17 protein-coding genes are annotated in these 18,096 nt (G+C 61.2%); 13 read left to right on the top strand and 4 right to left on the bottom strand.

Annotated features, from left to right (window positions below; all coding sequences use genetic code 11):
* From mtrC to mtrH, 6 genes are read left to right on the top strand one after another with little or no spacing between them, the layout of a single operon-like run.
* On the top strand, positions 1-867 hold the full coding sequence (mtrC, locus tag MEFOE_RS03450) for a tetrahydromethanopterin S-methyltransferase subunit MtrC (RefSeq protein ID WP_067048365.1): 867 nt from the start codon (positions 1-3) through the stop codon (positions 865-867).
* A complete protein-coding gene (mtrB, locus tag MEFOE_RS03445) occupies positions 867-1,151 on the top strand; it encodes a tetrahydromethanopterin S-methyltransferase subunit MtrB (RefSeq protein WP_067048363.1) in 285 nt (94 codons plus the stop codon). The genes mtrC and mtrB overlap by 1 nt, the downstream gene beginning before the upstream one ends.
* A gap of 10 nt (positions 1,152-1,161) precedes the next feature.
* Positions 1,162-1,890: a tetrahydromethanopterin S-methyltransferase subunit A gene (gene mtrA, locus MEFOE_RS03440; RefSeq protein WP_067048361.1), complete on the top strand. Its 729-nt coding sequence runs from the start codon at positions 1,162-1,164 to the stop codon at positions 1,888-1,890.
* On the top strand, positions 1,891-2,088 hold the full coding sequence (locus MEFOE_RS03435; RefSeq protein ID WP_067048358.1) for a tetrahydromethanopterin S-methyltransferase subunit F: 198 nt from the start codon (positions 1,891-1,893) through the stop codon (positions 2,086-2,088). It abuts the gene before it with no gap.
* Positions 2,089-2,098: 10 nt separating this feature from the next.
* Complete coding sequence (gene mtrA / locus MEFOE_RS03430; RefSeq protein ID WP_067052904.1) at positions 2,099-2,842, top strand: tetrahydromethanopterin S-methyltransferase subunit A; 744 nt, start codon at positions 2,099-2,101, stop codon at positions 2,840-2,842.
* Between the two features lie 15 nt (positions 2,843-2,857).
* Complete coding sequence (mtrH, locus tag MEFOE_RS03425; protein WP_067048356.1) at positions 2,858-3,880, top strand: tetrahydromethanopterin S-methyltransferase subunit H; 1,023 nt, start codon at positions 2,858-2,860, stop codon at positions 3,878-3,880.
* 385 nt (positions 3,881-4,265) lie between these two features.
* Here the strand turns inward: mtrH and MEFOE_RS03420 are convergent, their stop codons facing one another.
* From MEFOE_RS03420 to MEFOE_RS03405, 4 genes are all read right to left on the bottom strand, one after another.
* Positions 4,266-5,000, bottom strand: coding sequence for a sugar phosphate isomerase/epimerase family protein (locus MEFOE_RS03420; RefSeq protein WP_067048354.1), 735 nt, complete (start codon positions 4,998-5,000; stop codon positions 4,266-4,268).
* Entirely contained in the window at positions 4,997-6,265 is a 1,269-nt protein-coding gene (locus tag MEFOE_RS03415; protein WP_067048352.1) for a heme ABC transporter ATP-binding protein, read from the bottom strand. Before MEFOE_RS03415 ends, MEFOE_RS03420 begins: the two co-directional genes overlap by 4 nt.
* On the bottom strand, positions 6,262-7,209 hold the full coding sequence (locus MEFOE_RS03410; RefSeq protein WP_067048349.1) for a FecCD family ABC transporter permease: 948 nt from the start codon (positions 7,207-7,209) through the stop codon (positions 6,262-6,264). Before MEFOE_RS03410 ends, MEFOE_RS03415 begins: the two co-directional genes overlap by 4 nt.
* A gap of 143 nt (positions 7,210-7,352) precedes the next feature.
* A complete protein-coding gene (locus MEFOE_RS03405) occupies positions 7,353-7,553 on the bottom strand; it encodes a hypothetical protein (protein WP_160329479.1) in 201 nt (66 codons plus the stop codon).
* Positions 7,554-7,712: 159 nt separating this feature from the next.
* Here MEFOE_RS03405 and MEFOE_RS03400 point away from each other — a divergent pair, with 159 nt between their 5' ends.
* The 7 genes from MEFOE_RS03400 to MEFOE_RS03370 all read left to right on the top strand — a co-directional run bounded on the left by MEFOE_RS03400 (position 7,713) and on the right by MEFOE_RS03370 (position 17,800).
* The gene (locus tag MEFOE_RS03400; protein WP_067048345.1) at positions 7,713-10,466 is read left to right on the top strand and encodes an outer membrane protein assembly factor BamB family protein; all 2,754 of its coding nucleotides are present in this window, start codon (positions 7,713-7,715) and stop codon (positions 10,464-10,466) included.
* Positions 10,451-12,049, top strand: a complete 1,599-nt coding sequence (locus MEFOE_RS03395) for a DUF4430 domain-containing protein (RefSeq protein ID WP_067048343.1) — start codon at positions 10,451-10,453, stop codon at positions 12,047-12,049. The genes MEFOE_RS03400 and MEFOE_RS03395 overlap by 16 nt, the downstream gene beginning before the upstream one ends.
* A 1-nt stretch (position 12,050) precedes the next feature.
* Positions 12,051-14,021 (top strand): helical backbone metal receptor, encoded by a 1,971-nt coding sequence (locus tag MEFOE_RS03390; protein WP_083523312.1) that lies wholly within the window; start codon positions 12,051-12,053, stop codon positions 14,019-14,021.
* Positions 14,018-15,091, top strand: coding sequence for a WD40 repeat domain-containing protein (locus tag MEFOE_RS03385; RefSeq protein WP_153015859.1), 1,074 nt, complete (start codon positions 14,018-14,020; stop codon positions 15,089-15,091). The genes MEFOE_RS03390 and MEFOE_RS03385 overlap by 4 nt, the downstream gene beginning before the upstream one ends.
* Before the next feature lie 40 nt (positions 15,092-15,131).
* Complete coding sequence (locus MEFOE_RS03380) at positions 15,132-15,326, top strand: hypothetical protein (protein WP_067048338.1); 195 nt, start codon at positions 15,132-15,134, stop codon at positions 15,324-15,326.
* An 81-nt stretch (positions 15,327-15,407) separates the two neighbouring features.
* Entirely contained in the window at positions 15,408-15,971 is a 564-nt protein-coding gene (locus MEFOE_RS03375) for a LemA family protein (protein ID WP_067048336.1), read from the top strand.
* 11 nt (positions 15,972-15,982) lie between these two features.
* Positions 15,983-17,800, top strand: coding sequence for a DUF2207 domain-containing protein (locus tag MEFOE_RS03370; protein ID WP_067048334.1), 1,818 nt, complete (start codon positions 15,983-15,985; stop codon positions 17,798-17,800).
* The last annotated feature ends 296 nt before the right edge of the window (positions 17,801-18,096 follow it).

Raw genomic sequence — 18,096 nt, 5'->3', positions numbered from 1 at the left:
ATGACAGTACAAGTTACCGCGTCAAAGGGTGGCATTCCCCACAACACGATCATGGCATATGGTCTTGTGGGATCGATTGTCTGCCTGTACCTGACCTACCTGAACCAGTACCTCTCTGTCGAGTACGCCGCTCTCTTCGGCGGCCTTGCGGCAGTCTTCGCCCTGATATGGGGCACTGACACCATCAAGCACCTCTGCAGTTACGGTATCGGAACCGGCGTGCCTTCTGCCGGTATGATCGCATTCGGCTCCGGCGTCATCGCCATGCTCCTTGCGACCGCAGACGTGTTCAACAGCATGTTCCTCTCCCCCATCATGGCCGTCGTCTTCGGCGCCATCATCGGCGGAGTGGCCGGCTGGCTTGCAAACAACGTCATGAGGATGAACATCCCGGTCATGGTCCGCTCGCTCACCGAGATGGCCATCATCGGTGCAATCGTCCTCATGGGCTTCACGGCCGTCATGGCCGGAGGATTCGGGTTCGAAGCCCTCTCTGCACGCGAGATCGCCATTCTCGGGCCTCTTGCCATGAAGAACTTCGAATTCACGGTCCTTGGCGGCTGTCTCGTGGCAGTCTCCTTCATGCTCGGCTCCATCGCGCTGCAGCACCCATTCAACGCCTGCCTCGGCCCCGGCGAGAAGCAGGACCGGACCCTCATGCTCGCCGCAGAGTGCGGCTTCCTCTCCATGATCCCGGTCGCCGTGATCTCCTTTGCCTTCGTTGGCATCGGTGCGGCAGTTCTCTCCCTCATCGTGGCAGTCGCCGGCTGGTACTACACCTACGCCCGCTTCCTCGAACTCTCGAAGCGCGACGCGTTCGCATGGCTCGACGCAAAGCCGATTCTGGAACCAAAGGGTGAGGACTAATGGGATATGTCCACGTACTGCCCGAATTCGGGCTGGTCGTCGACCCGATGGTCGGCGTTGTCACCACGGCAGGAGTTTCCTATCAGCCGGTGATCGACAAGGTCGCCGAACTCGAGAAGATCTCCGACGACCTCGTCGGCATGCTCTCGGGCGAAGGCAGTTTCCTTGCCTCGTATCCGGGCAGAGAGAAGTCTCTGGTCGTCGCCGGCGGTGTCACCGCACTCTGGTATGGTCTCGCTGTAGGACTGCTCCTTGCGGGGATTATCGCCCTCGCACTGATCTGAGGTGAAAAAAATGGCAGACAAGACATCACCGGCAAGTGGATGGCCCCTCGTAAAGGGTGACTTCCACTCGGGCGACGCAAATTCCTGTGTCGCAGTCGTCACCATGGGCTCCCACCTCGACGAGCAGGCCATCTGTGACGCAGGCGCGGCACTCTGCGGATCCTGCAAGACCGAGAACCTCGGCCTTGAAAAGGTCATCGCAAACATCGTCGCAAACCCGAACATCAGATTTGTCCTCCTCTGTGGTACCGAGGTCAAGGGACACCTGTCCGGCCAGACCCTCAAGGCTCTCCACGAGAGCGGCATTGAGGGCGGCAAGGTTGTCGGGTCGCAGGGCGCAATCCCCTTCATCGAGAACCTCGATGACGCGGCGATCAAGCGCTTCCAGGCCCAGACCGAATTCGTCGATATCATGGAGTCCGAAGACCTCGGCGCAATCAAGGCGAAGATCGCCGAACTCAAGGGCAAGGACCCCGGAGCATTCGGCGAAGCACCGATTGTCGTCGAAGTCAAGGAAGAAGGCGGCGGTGCAGAGGAGGAAGGCGGCGAGATCGTCGAGATGAACGGCGACCTTGCACTCATCCACGCCCGCTTCAAGACTATCGAGAAGATGGTCACCGACATCGGCTACCGCAACAGGTTTGCTGCCGGTGTCTACTCGGGCAAGGTTGAGGGCCTGATGATCGGCCTGATCGTCTCCTTCGCCCTGCTCGGTTTCCTCTGGATGGGGGCGCTCTAAATGGCAGAAGAAAAGAAATCTGGCGCAATCAGGATGGCCGCCATCGACAGTATCATGGCTGACATCAAGTTCAAGGCACAGATCTCCGCCAGGACGAACAAACTCGACTCCGGCATCATGGACTCAGGGATCCCCGGCTTTGCTGTCGGGATGCTCATCTCGCTTGCCCTGATCCTGGTGCCGGCATTCCTGATCTGAGGTGAAGAAAATGGCAGACAAGACATCACCGGCAAGTGGATGGCCCCTCGTAAAGGGTGACTTCCACTCGGGCGACGCAAATTCCTGTGTCGCAGTCGTCACCATGGGCTCCCACCTCGACGAGCAGGCTATCTGTGACGCAGGCGCAGCACTCTGCGGGTCCTGCAAGACCGAGAACCTCGGCCTTGAAAAGGTCATCGCAAACATCGTCGCAAACCCGAACATCAGATTTGTCCTCCTCTGTGGTACCGAGGTCAAGGGACACCTGTCCGGCCAGACCCTCAAGGCTCTCCATGAGGGCGGCGTCGAGGGCGGCAAGGTTGTCGGGTCGCAGGGCGCTATCCCCTTCATCGAGAACCTCGATGACGCGGCGATCAAGCGCTTCCAGGCCCAGACCGAGATCGTCGATATCATGGAGTCCGAAGACCTCGGCGCAATCAAGGCGAAGATCGCCGAACTCAAGGGCAAGGACCCCGGAGCATTCGGCGAGGCACCGATTGTCGTCGAAGTCAAGGAAGCTGAGGGCGGTGCCGCTGGTGCAGCGGTCGCCGGTGCAAACCCGCAGTTCCTCGAGATCGAGAAGAGACTCGATGACATCGAAACGAAGATTGAGTTCGTAAATGCCGAGGTCGCCCAGCGTGTCGGTCGTAAAATCGGCCGTGACATCGGCATTCTCTATGGACTGGTGGCCGGACTGGTCGTCTTTGAGATGATCGTGTTCCTGCTCCCGAAAATAATGAAACTGATGATGTAAGGAGGCGAGATCAGTATGTTCAAGTTTGAGAAGGAACAGGCCGTTTGGGACTTTAACGGCATCAAGATCGGTGGCCAGCCGGGCGAGTACCCGAGAGTGCTTGGCGCATCCATCTTCTACAACAAGCATGAGGTAGTGCTCGACGACCACACCGGAAAGATCGACAAGGCAAAGGCCGAGGCGCTCTGGAACCGGACCCAGGAACTGTATGACCAGACCGGGAACCCGTTCTTCATCCAGATCATCGCCGAGCACGGCGAGGCGTTCGAGAGTTACTTCGACTGGTTCTGCTCGATCGACGACAAGACCCCGTTCCTGATGGACTCTTCGGCCCCGGACGCACTCGCTCACGCCTGCAAGTACGTCACCGAGGTCGGCATCGCGGACCGTGCGATCTACAACTCGATCAACGGCTCCATCACCCCGGAGAGCATCGAGGCCCTGAAAAACTCGGACGTCAACTCAGCGATTGTCCTCGCCTTCAACCCCGGCGACCCGTCGGTCGTCGGCCGTGAGAAGGTGCTCGCCGAGGGCGGCGTTGCTGGCCAGGCACAGTCCATGCTCGACATTGCCGCGGAGTGCGGCATCACCCGCCCGATCCTCGACACTGCGGCCACTCCGCTCGGCCTCGGATCCGGCGGCTCCTTCCGTGAGATCCTCGCCTGCAAGGCGATCCACGGCATGCCGACCGGCGGCGCCTACCACAACATGACTGTCTCCTGGACCTGGCTCAAGCGCTGGCGCAAGAGCGTCCTCGCCTCCCAGTACGAGGGCAAGGACCTCCTCCTCGAGCAGATGTCCCACCACCACTTCGGCGGCATGGAAGGCATCAGGCAGACGGCATGGGCGGCCCCTGATATCGGCTGCAACATCATGGCCATGACCCTCGGTGCGGACCTGATCATGTTCGGGCCTATCGAGAACATGGAGGGCATCGCCACCGCGGCTGCATTCAGCGACATCGTCCTTACCGAGGCTCTCAAGGAGCTCGGCGGCGAACTCAAGGCCGAGAAGCACCCGATCAAGATGCTCGTCTAAATCCAATCTCCTTTTTTTCTGTTTGTCCCCGGCAGTGCGGGACTTTGTATGCACCTTCGCGTGGGTTCTGTTGGTACGTGGGTGTGATGAACATCAGGCCCGGAAAAAACGCTTCAGGCGGATCTCTGAAAGAGCACTTGCCCTCTGCCTTCCCTCTAAAGTTCACAGGGGACTACTCGAAAATCGAATGGCTTTCTCAAGCTCGCTCTGCTCGCACCTCGAAGACCTAACGGTCTTCTCGAGTTTGCTATCGCTCGTTCCCCACTCATGATAGGAACAGGGAAGATAGAGCAGAAAATGCTGAAGAGAGGATTGCCATCCCCGCATATCCTAACGCGGGGGGCCGGGGGGCAAAAGCCCCCCGGAGGAGAGCCCCAACCTCCCCTCACCACATCCTATCCAGATATACAAGGCTCTCCCCCACAGCCGCTGGTTTCAGCACCTCGATAACGGCGGTCGTCGACGGGGAGAGGGCAGACCTGACGGCCGAAAAGTCGATGCATCCAGAACCGCAGGCGGCGTGCTCGTCCATCGTGCCGCGGTTGTCGTGGAGGTGGAGGTGGACAGGTCGTCCTTCCCTGAGGAAGGCGTCGAGAGTGCCGGTGAGGCAGGCGTGGCCGACGTCGAGGGCGAAGCCGAGACCGAGGTCGTCAAGAACGGGCAGGAGGCCGGGGTCCCTGAAGTGGCAGCAACTCCATGAGCCCATGTTCTCGATCGCAAAGGTGACCGCGGCGCCCTCCTGGAGGCGGGAGAGGTCGCTGAGGGAGGAGAGGAGCGCCGCCTCCGACGCCGCCCATACTCCCCTCTCCATGCAGAAGCCCGGATGGATGACAAGCCTCTCCGCCCCGATCTCGTCGCAGATGACGGCGAGGTCGGCGATGATCTGCACAGACGCCTCTCGCATCCTCTCGTTGGGGGTGGCGATATTGAGGTCGGAGGTGGGGGCATGGACGGTGTACCTGAGATCGAATGATGTGCAGACGTCGGCACAGGAGAAGAGTGAGTGGGAGGAGTCGGAAAGAATTTCGACGAGGGGGACGGCACGGGCAAGGGCCTCCAGCGCCTCGACGAGGGGTCTGTCCATGAGGCAGTAGGTGGAGGCGCCGACAGGGACGGTCATGCCCCGACCGCCACCAGGCCTCCCAGTTTCTCCAGGAGTTCGGGCACGCTCCTGACGGCCACGGCACCGTCACGGCAGAGCGTCGAGAAGATAGCGGTCGCCTCGCCACCCGTATAGTCGCGCACTGAAATGGGTGTCCCCGAATGCGCCAGGACGAAAATGGGAGGGCCCTGCAACCCGGTGAGGGCCCTCAGGTTGGCGATGTTCCCCGGCCCCACCGGCATCTCGGTGACGACGACGGCATTGGCGGTCTGGAGAACACCGGCAAGGGACGCAAGGGACGTGGACGAAATCGGGGCGAAGGGGGATTCCCTGACGACGTCGATGCCGAGGGCCTCGGCTGTAGTACAGTCTGAATCGTTAGCCGAAAGAACGCCAGCCGTGAGGCGGTACCCCCGGGCAGAGAGGGCGTACATCGTCTCGGCCCCGGTGGCCCCGCCGCAGACGACATGGATGTGCAGACCGCCGCCATCCCCGGTCAGGGCCTGATCGTACCGCGGGACGAGGTACGGCCGGCCGGTGAGGGGGTGGGTCCGGACCATCATCCCGACCCCAAAGACCCTGCGGATGGTCTCGTCGGTGAGCACCTCTGCCGGGGTGCCGGCGGCGACGACCCGCCCCTTCTCCAGCAGGACGATCCTGTCGCAGAAGCATGCCGCAAGGTTGAGGTCGTGAAAGACGCCGATGACCGTGACGCGGGGGGTCAGTCCCCTGATAATGGAGAGGATCTCGATCTGGTGGCTGATGTCGAGGTGAGAGGTGGGTTCGTCGAGGAGGAGGACCTTCGGTTGCTGGGCGAGGGCACGGGCGATGAGAACCCGCTGGCGCTCGCCCCCGCTGATCTCGGTGATCAGGCGGTCGGCAAGGTGGGCGGTGTTGGTCTGCTCCATCGCATGGCGGCAGATCGTGTAGTCCTCCTCTTTCAGCGAGGAGAGAGGGCCGAGATAGGGGTGGCGGCCCATCTGCACGATCTCCTCGACGGTGAAGGCAAAGGTGACGCCGGTCTCCTGCGGGACGGCACCGACCCGCGTGGCAAGTTCTCTGATCGAAAATTCCGAGAGTTCTTTCTGCTCGATAGAGACCGTCCCGGCCGAAGGTTCGAGGATCCGGGAGAGCGCACGGAGGAAGGTGGTCTTCCCCGAACCGTTCGGCCCGAGGACCCCGATGAAGGACCCTTCGGTCACTGCAAGGGAGACCGCCTCCAGCACCCGGACGTCTCCGTAGGCGACGCCAAGGTCTTCTGTCCGGACCATTATCTCTGTCATGTCCGTGTCCTGCTCCGGAGGAGGTAGATGAAGAACGGTGCGCCGAAGAACGACGTGACGATGCCGACGGGGATCTCGCTCGGCAGGGTGCGGGCGAGGGTGTCGGCCCAGAGGAGGAGGATCGCGCCAGCCATCATGGAGGCGGGGATGAGGATCCGGTGGTCCGGGCCGACAAGAAGGCGCATCACGTGCGGCGTGATGAGCCCGATAAAGCCGATGGCACCGGCGACCGAGACGGCGATCCCGGTGATGAACGACGAGAGGAGGAGGAGGGCGACCTTCAGCCTCTCGACATCGACGCCGAGGTGGACCGCGTCCTCCTCACCGAGGGAGATGACGTTCAGGTCGCGTGCAAAGACGAAGAGGACGAGGCAGCCGAGAGGTATAGAGAGGGCCACCCAGACGTTGTCCCACGAGATGTTCCAGAACCCGCCCATCAGCCAGAACATGATCTGGTGGAGGCTGCTCCCGGAGAGGTACATGATGAAGGAGAGTATGGCGGAGAGGAACATCGACACCGCAATGCCGGAGAGGAGGAGGGTCTCGACCGCCACCCTGCCGTCCCGGCGGGAGATGAGAAAGACAAGGATGGTGGACGCGGTTGCGCCGACGAACGCGAAGACCGGCAGGCCCATACCCGCAAAGAAAACGATCGCTATGGCGGCGCCGAGAGCGCCGCCCGACGAGGTGCCGATGATGTAGGGGTCGGCCATCGCGTTCTTGAAGAGGCCCTGCATCGCCGTGCCGGCAACGGCAAGGCCGGCGCCGACGAGGAGGGCGGCCAGCACGCGCGGCAGGCGCACGTCAAAGAGGAGCATGGAGACGGTTTCCGGGTCCATCTGGAGGAGGGAGAGACCGCTCGTCCCGATGGCGGTGGAGAGGACGATACTCAGGAGAAGGAAAAAGAATAAGAAAACCAGTATCGTCCAGTTTTTTCTTTGCATGAATTCTTCTACAAATGATGCAATCTTAATGCAAATAAATTTACTCAAGTGAAAAAAAGAATGCATTCCTCGTCACGTGCAGAGCGGCATGTGTGCACCTCCAAAAGAGGGGCACGCGTCCCGCCTTCCCCCACCCGATGATCTCAGACCTCGTACGCGACGAGAGAGAGTCCGAGTTCCTTCTCCAGGGCCTGGATCTTCTTGAGGTCGTCGTCCTTCAGCGTCGAATAGGTCGGTTTCGCGTATGCAAGGAGCGTCACGCCCATCTCCTTCTCAAGTTTCTTCATCTTCTCCACCAGTTCGGGAGAGATGCTTGCATATCCCATGCAGATCATGGCACTCACCAGTATCCTCAATACATAATATCATATTTATATATCGTCTGGGATGGTAGGCGAGATCGAGAGGATCGCAACGCGCGAAAACAAAATATATTTGAACTAAAACCATATCATCTTATCAAATAATTCTGTGTTAAGTATAATAAAATAGGGAGAATGTGAATGGCTGAAAAATCCTATGGTACAGAGATATTCTGCATATTCCTGCTGATACTGGCCGCACCGGCTGCGGCGGCCGATTACCCGATGTTCCACGCGGACAGCGGACGGACGGGGGCGGCGCTCTCCGCCGGTCCCCTGACAAACACCACCCTATGGGTGGCGGAGACCGCCGAGTACGCCGACGGTTCGCCGGCAGTCCATGACGGAAAGGTCTTTGTACCTACCTGGCCGGACATGGACTCCACCAACAGCGGACCGATGGGGCTTGTCTGCTATAACGCGACCACGGGTAGAGAACTCTGGACGAACGAACTCGGCGGTCCGAGCGTCGGGTCAGTCTCGGGCGTTGCCGTCGCCGACGGACATGTCTATCTTGGCGGGACAGACGGGAAACTCTACTGCATCGACGAAGGAACAGGGTCCACGCTCTGGTCGAGCGACCAGATCGACACGACGGGATATTTCGGTCTCTCCTCCTCACCCCTCGTTTATGAAGGGAAGATCTACGCCCTTTCGGCCTCGGACAGCGTGCTGCATACCTTCACGCCTGAAGGCGTCGGGTCATGGTCCTTCCCCACGAGCGGAGCCGTAGGCTACTTTACCTCTCCTGCAGCAGCAGACGGGAAGGTCTTTGTCGCCGGAAATGAGAGCAGTATCTTCTGCATCAATGCCTCAACCCACGCAGAAGTATGGAACGCCACCTTCCCGACCGCCGTGAAATCGACGCCGGTTGTCGGCGATGGAAAGGTCTATGTGACGACGGCAAACAGCCTCTACGCCCTCAATGCAGCCAGCGGTGCGGCGGCCTGGAACACAGGCATCACCGGGACAGCGTCGACGCCCGCCGTCGCGGATGGGACTGTCATCGTCGGCTCGTCCAACGGCCTTCACGCCTACAATGCCACTGACGGCACCGCACTCTGGGTCTACCAGAGTGCACGGATTGATGGTTCGCCGGTGATCGCGGGAGGGGTCGTATATTTCGGAACCAACGAGAAGACCGGCACCGTGTACGCGGTGAACATGACCACCGGAAGTAAAATCTGGTCATATGCCCTGCCAGACCCCGGCGACGGCACCTTTGCCGCTTTCTATGCCTCATCGCCAGCGGTCTCCGACGGCGTCCTGTATATCGGCGCGGAGAACAACAGATTCTATGCCTTCGGTGCAGGAAAACCCGCTCCGACAACGATCTGGGACGGCAGTGTCTCTCTCTCCGACACCACCTTCACATTCGTACCGTCGAACAACGCCTCCGCCTCCTATGAGATCAACCGCACCACCGACCTCGGCGCACTCGACACAGCCGCAACCGAAGTGGGGTTCACCTTTAACGCATCGGACGCGTGGTACGCATCATACGGGTCATTCCTCCTCGAAGACATCGAAGGCATTGCCAACGAGGACTGGACAAAATCCAATGCAAAGTCCTGGTCGATCTTCGTCAATGGTTCGCCGGCACCCTCCGGACTCGGGGCAAACGACCTGAAAGATGGCGATGAACTCACATTCTACTACTGCCCCACGAACTCCACCACCTATGCGCCTCTCATCGACGAGGCGGCATATGTCGTCGCCATCGATATCAACGTCTCATCCGGCCCCACAGTGATCTGGGACGGCAGTGTTGCACTCTCCGACACCACGTTCACATTCGTACCGTCGAACAACGCTTCCGCCTCCTATGAGATCAACCGCACCACCGATCTCGGCGCACTCGACACAGCCGCAACCGAAGGAGGGCTCACCTTTAACGCATCGGACGCGTGGTACGCATCATACGGGTCATTCCTCCTCGAAGACATCGAAGGCATCGCCAACGAGGACTGGACAAAACTCAATGCAAAGTCCTGGTCGATCTTCGTCAATGGTTCGCCGGCACCCTCCGGACTCGGGGCAAACGATCTCGAAGACGGCGATGAACTCACATTCTACTACTGCCCCACGAACTCCACCACCTATGCACCCATTATCGATGAAGCCACGTACGTCCTCATCATCGACATCAACGCCTCCTCCGGCCCCACAGTGATCTGGAAAGGCAGCGTCGCACTCTCCGACACCACCTTCACATTTGTCCCGTCGAACAACGCCTCCGCCTCCCATGAGATCAACCGCACCACCGATCTCGGCGCACTCGACACAGCCGCGAAGGCAGGAAGGTTCACCTTCAACGCATCGGATGCGGATTACACATCATACGGCTCATTCTACCTCGAAGACATCAATAGCATTGCAAACGAGGATTGGACACAGCCGAATGCAAAGTCATGGTCGATCTTCGTCAACGGCGTAGCGACACCCGCAGGGCTCGGGGGGAACGACCTTGTTGACGGCGACAGACTCACCTTCTACTACTGCCCCTTCAACTCCACCACCTATGCGCCTCTCATCGACGAGGCGGCATATGTCGTCGATATCAATGTCACGGTCACAGAGGCAACAGTCGGTACCCCTCCACTGACAAACGGGACGCGCGGCGGGTATATCATCACAGAGGTCGAGGCCTCGGCAGACAGGAGCGGATGGTATAGTATTGTCGTGGGCGGGACGAACAGCGGCGGCGACGCAATCGCCGGGATCGGCACAGTCATGCTGGACGCCGGAGAGACCGTCCGTATCCCGGTGATCGTCTCCGTCCCGGCCAGAACAGGTACCGGCACATACACCCTGTACGCCGGCATCTACTCTCTGGACAACTATCCCGCCGGCCTGATCTCCCACAGCGGAGGATCCGAATGCACCATCGCCTGACCCTGATCTGTCTGCTGCTGGCGGTCGCCGTCTGCGCCCTGCCGGTTGCGGCCCTGACCGTAGAGGTCTCGGGGAGCACGGCAGGATCCGCGGTGACAGTCACCTGCGACGAGGAGGCATTCGTCATCTTCCAGGAGAACAACGGGACGCCGATCTTCGTACAGGGAAGAACGGTCAGGTACATCCCCTACACCACCGGCACCCTCTCCGTCACCGCCACCGCAGGCGGCGAGACGACCACGCGGTCGGTTGCCATTGCGAAGAGTGGTGGCGGCGAAGGCCCCGGCAACGGGGGTGGCGGCGGCGATAGCGATTCGACCGTCTGGAAAGACGTGTACCTCGGGTCGGGCACCTTCAACGTGACCGCGGAGAGCGGGAAGTCCTACTCCGTCGACCGCAGGACCGCCCTTGGTGCGCTCGACGCCTCAGGCGCGTCCTACGTGATCCGCGACTCATGGTACGCCGCCTACGGCACCCTGTACCTCACCTCCGTCAACGGCCGGGCAGGGCAGGGGACGAGCGGGTGGATGTACCAGGTCAATGGCGTCTCCCCGGCCGTCGGCGCCAACTCCCACCATGTGAACAACGGAGATAAGGTCGTCTTCTACTACAGCGAGAGCATGAGCGCCACTCCTGAAACCTCGACAGACCCCATCTATCTCAAGGTCGTCTTCGGGAGCGGGAGTTCTGACGGCGGCGATTCTGAATCCGCCGGCACGGGCACTGTGGCCAGCCCCGGACCCGCCACCGGACCGGTGATCACGCTCGGTCTTCCGGCAGGTGTTTCCATCGTCACCGAAGGCGGCATGTCGCGGATCACGGTCGACACGACCCCCAGAAACACCGGAGAGCAGGTGACCGTGAAGGGAGACCGCATCATCATTGCACGTCCGGGCCTTCTGATGACCGTGCTGACCGGCGACATTACACAGACGAACGGCGTGGCCAGCGGCTTTATCAGGGGCGTCACCGCAGAACTGGACCCGGTCACCGGAACGATCGAGGGGATAGGAGAGGTTGGGGGAAGGATCAGCCTCTCGCTCAGGGGCGTGCCCGCCGAGGCGCAGGTGAACGTGACCTATGTCCCGGCCCTTACCCCTGCGGTACGGTCGGCGATCGCGCTGGTCGCAGCGGATGAAGAGAAAGGCATCGGCGCTGTCGCCTGCGTGATGCACCTGGAGAAGACCGGCATCGCCAACGGCGAGGACATCCTCGGCGCCACGATCAGGATCTCCGTTCCCCCTGCATGGGTTGAGGAGCACGGGGGCGCCGGCGCCGTGCGTATCGCCCATATCGCCGACAACGGGGCGGTGGAGTTCCTGGAGACGCATCAGGCCGGGACTGACAGTGCAGGCAACCCGATCTTCGAGGCCGAATCCCCGTCAGGACTCTCCGGGTTCGCGCTCCTCGCCCTCGGCGAGAAGGAAGCACCGGTGAATGCGACAGATCCAACCGCACCTCCCTCCACGGAAGCGCCGCCGGCAACGACCACACCGCAGAAGACGCCGATCGGCATTTTTACGGTGTTTACCGGCGTTCTTATTGGAATAGGTGCATACATGATACGAAAAAGGGATGACTGAAATGAGACTGACACTTCCTATTCTTATTCTTCTCTGCACCGCCTGCTGCGCCCTCGGTGCCGCCTACCCGACGGACGCGGCCGACCCGGCCGTCCAGAAGAGCATGGACTACATCAGATCCTGCCAGCAGGCCGACGGCGGTTTCGCCGAACCAGGAAGGGAGACAAACCCGGGTACCTCGTGGTTTGCCGTGATGGCGATCGTCGCCGCAGGCGATGACCCCCATACGTGGACGGTGAACGGCACATCGGCTATCGACTACTGGAAAAACAGCGAAGAAGCCTCGAAGCCCGAGGGGACGGCCGAACTCGGAAAGATGGTGACCCTCATCGCCGCCGTCGGCGAGGACCCGCACTCCTTCAACGGGCGCGACTATCTCTCCGACCTGAAGGGGCGGATGAAGGCCGACGGTCAGTTCGGTGACTTCGTCTACACCACGTACTGGGGCCTCCTCGGTCTCGCCGCTGCGGGTGAAAAGACAGAGAAGCCCACGGCCTGGTTGAAGAGCCAGCAGAACGAGGACGGTGGCTACGGCTGGATGCCCGGCGCGGAGAGCGACTCCGACGACACGGCGGCCGTGGTCATGGCACTCATCGCCACGGGTGAACCGAAGGACTCTCCCGCCGTTGCAAAGGCCATCGACTATCTCAGAAAGCACCAGATGGACGACGGCGGCTTCAACTACGGCGGGTCGTCTTCGTCAAACGCTGCATCGGTCGCATGGGTGGTCCAGGCCGCCACTGCCGCGGGCGAAGACCCCTCGAAGTGGTCAAAGAACGGCAAAGACGCGGTCTCGTACCTGCTGGCCCTCCAGCAGACCGATGGTTCGTTCAACTGGACGCCCTATACCGCGGACAACCCCTGCGGCATGACGGCGCGGGCGGTCCCGGCCCTGCTCGGGAAACCCTATCCCATCCTCCCCGGCCAGAAGACGCCGTCGCTCTCCACGCCGAAGGCGAGCGCCACGACGACGACGGTAGCAGCACCGACGGTACAGACGACCGCGGCACCGACCTCCTCTGCGTGGCAACCGGTGACCGTCACCGACGACTTCGGTGTGAGCGTCACCGTCGCCGGGGAACCCCGGCGCATCGTCTCCCTGTCTCCGGCAAACACCGAGATCCTCTTCGCCCTCGGCCTCGGCGACCGGGTGGTCGGCGTCACCGATTATTGCAATTATCCTGCCGAAGCACAGGACAAACCAAAGGTCGGCGGGTATTCCACCGTGAACATCGAGAAAGTAGTGGCGGCAAAGCCCGACCTCGTCCTTGCGGCGTACGGGAACACCGAGGAGGTCGTCAACCACCTCAGGAACCTCGGCCTGACGGTCGTCGCCCTCAACCCCGACTCCCTGCAGGGGACGCTCCGCGACATCGCCCTCGTCGGGGAGGCGACAGGACGCAACGCCGAAGCGGCCGCCCTGAGAACGTCCATGCAGACGCGGATCGACGCCGTGACCGCCACCGTCGGGACGACCACCGAGCGCCCAACCGTGATGCACGCCGTCTGGTACGACCCCATATGGGTGAGCGGCAACGCCACCTTCCAGAACGAACTCATCACCCTTGCCGGCGGGAAAAACGCATTTTCCGGCATTGAAGGCTGGCAGATCGTCACCATGGAGCGGTTCATCACCACCAACCCCGATATCATCCTGGTGAACTCCGGGACAGGGATGGGGGACGGCGGAACCGACATGATCTACCAGTACTTCGTGAACGAACCCCGCTTTGCAAAGATGAAAGCCGTGCAGGACGGCAGGGTATACATCGTCAGTTCAGACATCATCGACCGCGGCGGCCCGCGGATCGTCGACGCCCTTGAAGAGGTCGCCGCCGACATCCACCCCGAACTCTTCCCTGAAGCCGGGGCAGCCGCACCCACAACCGCCGTGCCGGCACCCGGGTTCGGCGCCGTCGCCGGTATGATCTCACTCCTCGGGACCTGTATTCTTCTTCGGAGGACGGGATGAGAACGCCACAGTTGCTCCTCATCGCCGTCCTCTTTTTTTCCATGACAGCGGCTCCTGCACATGCCGGGCCGTCCTTTGCACCCACATGGGAAAAGACGGTTGCAGATACCGTCAACGACGTCGCCATCTCGGCAGACGGATCGACAGTTGCCGTCCTTACCGACTCCACTCTTTCCTGCTACTCTGTCGGCGGCGCACTTCTCTGGGAGGTACCTGGCAACCACGCCCGGACTGTCGGGATATCAGGGGACGGTTCCCTTGTTGTCACCGGTGGGGAAGACCTCAGGGCATATGACGGCACCGGCAGCAGGATCTTCAGGCATGCGAACGGCTACTTTGCCCTCGGAGCCGGGGTCTCCCCGGACGGTTCCTGCATTGCCGGGGCCTTTGACAATGAAAGCCTGGCGCTCTTCAGGAAAAACGCCACCGGAGTCTTTCTGCAGTCATGGTCAGTTCAGACCGACGATGACATCGTCACCCTGGACCTCGCCGACAACGCCACGTCCCTCGTGGCAGGAGCGAAAAACGGGATGGTGCTGAGATACGCGGGCGATGGACGACTGCTGTGGCGCTATGGCACCGGAAGCAGCAGTCTCTCCTGCTCAGTCACAGGTGACGGGTCATATATCGCCGTCGGTGCCGACCACGGCGTGGCCTCCTGCATCAACAGGAACGGCAATCTTCTCTGGACAACGGTTTCAGGAGACAGACTTCCGGGAGTTGGGATTGCAGAGGAAGGAACCCTGATCGCCGTGGGCGGCGAGGGGATCGTCCTCCGCTCGCCAGGGGGCGAGATCATCGGCACTGTCGTCGACACTCCGGCGCATGCCCTTGCAGTCTCCGGCAACGGAAAGAGGATCGTGGCAGCAGACGAAGGAAAAAGAGTGACTCTCTATCAGGCCCGGGAGGAGATGCCTGCTAGAGAAACCGCGACCACGCCGACAGCACCTGCCCTGAACGCCCCCGATGAGACGAGACCGGCAGAGTCAGAGGCTGCCCGCTCCCCTCTCGGGGCGTTTTCTGTCACCCTATCTCTTTTCGCCGCGATGTACGCCGTGCGGCGGGACTGATATTGTATATCGGAACCCGCCAGAGCGCGGGTCCCCCCCCATGGGCCGGGCAGTTCCTGACGCAGAAGCCACAGACGGCACAGCGCTCACGTCAATGACCGGCCGCGCCGCCACAAGACTGCCGACGATCTTCACACCAGAGATCGGCAGGGAGGGACGCAACGAGACGGGGGGCCGGACAAAGACCCTGACGCCCACCCGGTCAAGAGGGGCTGCCGGGCAGAGAGGAGGGTGAGTGTGACAGAGACACGCATGCCGGACCGTCTGACATATATCTTCATATCCCGGGAAAGCGACCTTTCAGCAAGGTGAATATATGGATTTTGGTACTATCATCCTCATCGCCGTCATCGCGATCGTCCTGATCGTCATCGTCGGCTGGTTTATCAGCATCTACAACAGGTTCATGAACCTGAAGAACTCAGGCGAGGCGACCCTCGGCCAGATCCGCGTTGCCATGAAGAAGAGGCTCGACCAGATCGAGCAACTCCTCGGCTCGGTGAAGAGTTACGCCTCCTTCGAGAAGGAGACCCTCACACAGGTCACCGCGATGCGGGCAGGCGTCGGCAAGGCCGACCCCGGCGACCTCAACGAGGTCGAGAAGCAGTCCAGGTCGATCATCGGCAGACTCTTCGCAGTCGCCGAGGCCTATCCCGACCTCAAGACGCAGACGACAGTCTCGGAACTGATGTCCTCCATCAGGAACATCGAGGACGAGATCGCCCGCCAGCGCTACACCTACAACAACATCGCCCAGCAGCTCAACACGATGACCGAGACGATCCCCTCAAACATCGTCGCCTCCCTCATCCACATGAAGAAACTCGATTACCTGGAGTTCGAGGAAGAGATCGAGAAGGCGCCGAAGATCGAGTTCTGAGGTGACAGAGGTTGAGTGAAAACAGGCAGATCGCTGCCCTCGTCCTCATCACCCTTTTTGTTGGTGTTCTCGCCGCCGGTGCCGCAGTCGTCCTGCCCCCCCTCCTCGAGGGCGACCTCGTCGTCGACGACTACCAGGTGACCCTCTTCGAGAATGGTACCCTGATAGAGAGATACACCTACGAGGTGAGTGCGGACGGAGAGTACAGGATGCTCTTCCGCTACTTCGACGACTCCCTCCTCTTCTACGACGGATCGTTCCCGCACATCAGGTACGTCGGCATGGACGTGCCTGCAGGGACCGTCGGTTACGCGAAGGACGACACCGGCGGGATCACCGTCTCGCCGGGCGCGTCCGAGTCAGATAAGGCCTTCATCAGGAGTAAGGCCTACCACAACGAGGTCGGCATCTACAACCCCGGATACTTCGACAAAGGAACGTACTCTGTCGAATATACCTTCCAGGTCAGGCCCCCCATCGAGTACGACAGCACTGCCACTCACCTGAACATCAAACTCGTGAGAGAGCACATCCCCTACCGCCACCTCTCAATCACCCTCCCTGACTGGGAGGGGATCGAATCCGTGTACGCCTACCCGTCGAGTCTTGAGATGAAGCGGGAGGGCGGCACCGTCACGATCACCGGAGAGGCCGCGGAGAACGACCCCGTCGCCGTGGAACTCCTCCTCCCTGCCGGTGCAGCGGAGAAGCTCGATGGGTTCCCGCGGCAGGTGGACGATGTCAGAGGACAGACCGAGTCCGGCGCGTTCTGGTACAACCTCCCGTACCAGGCGGCGTCAGGGTTGCACACCCTTGCCGTCCTGCTGGTCCTCGCGCTCCCCCTCGTCTTCTTCTGGCTGTACCGCCGGTACGGTCAGGAGAACGGCTACACTGTCCCCGAGTACCTCAGTGTCACGCCGAACACCTCCCTCAAGCCCTGGCAGGTGAACCTCCTCTTCAAGGGCGACGTAAACGAGTTCGATGAGAACGGTTTCTATGCGACCGTGCTCGACCTCCACAGGAAGGGCGCGGTGACGGTCAAGGAGAAGACAGACGGGAAGGGCGTGCTGATCACCGTCAACAGGACACGTTCGGACGACAGGTACGAGCAGAGGGTGCTCACCTATCTTTCCAACCTCACGAAAGGCGGGACCTTCGACAGCGCCACTCTGGAAGCCCTCTCGGCAAGGGCCGCACACGACAGGACGGTGGAGACGACGCTTACCCAGTTCCAGAGCAGCCTGAAGGCCCTCCAGAGCAGCGTGGACACCTCCCTCTCCGGGAAATACGCGGTGGACGGCCGGGGCTTTGTCGCACCGCTCCTCTTCCCCGGCCTTCTCGTCCTCGGCCTCGGCATCCTGGTCATCGTCCTCGCTCCGGCGACGGAGTCCATCGCCGTCCCCGCGACTCTCCTCGCCGGCGTCGCTGTTGTCCAGGTGGTCCTCGCCCTCGTCTTCCCCTCCACTCTCTTCGGTCACTGGAAGGACGACCACTACAAGGAAAAACTGGAGTGGGACGCCTTCGCGCATTTCCTCTCCGACCTCGCGCAGATCAGGAAGTACACCCCTGAAGACGTCTCGATGTGGGGCGAGTGGCTGGTCTACGGCACCGCCCTCGGCGTCGGCGACAGGGTCGAGGAGGCGATGAAGGGTCTGAACATCAACGTCGAAGACGTCGGCATGCCCCTCTATTCCAACATGCACATCGCCTTCGTCCCGATCGTCGCCTTCTCCCCGCCGTCGAGCGGCGGCGGTGGCGGCGGTTTCGGCGGTGGCGGCGGTTTCGGCGGTGGCGGCGGCTTTGGCGGTGGCGGCGTCGGCGGGAGATAAAATCCCGACGGCCACACAATCTTTTTTTGACTCTGAGCATATCCCAAAACTCTCGTTCATTCCCCTTTCCCCGCATGCTGACCTCGGGAGAAAATCTCATGATCGGGTCGATGTCTTCCCGAATTCCCTGAAGAATCGTGCGAAACCACCGCCTTCCCCTACCTCTTCGCCGGGGGACTGACGCCCCCTGATCCCCGAAACAGGATAGGGTCGGGGAAGAGAGACCAGAGATCCTGATGAAGGAGATTGTCATCCACCTCCTATCGCAATGGGGGGACCGGGGGGTGAAACCCCCC

The sequence above is a fragment of the Methanofollis ethanolicus genome (genome assembly GCF_001571385.1).
Classification (GTDB): Archaea; Halobacteriota; Methanomicrobia; order Methanomicrobiales; family Methanofollaceae; genus Methanofollis; species Methanofollis ethanolicus.
Note: the sequence above shows the minus strand (reverse complement) of the source record. Positions and strands in the feature narration are given on the sequence as shown.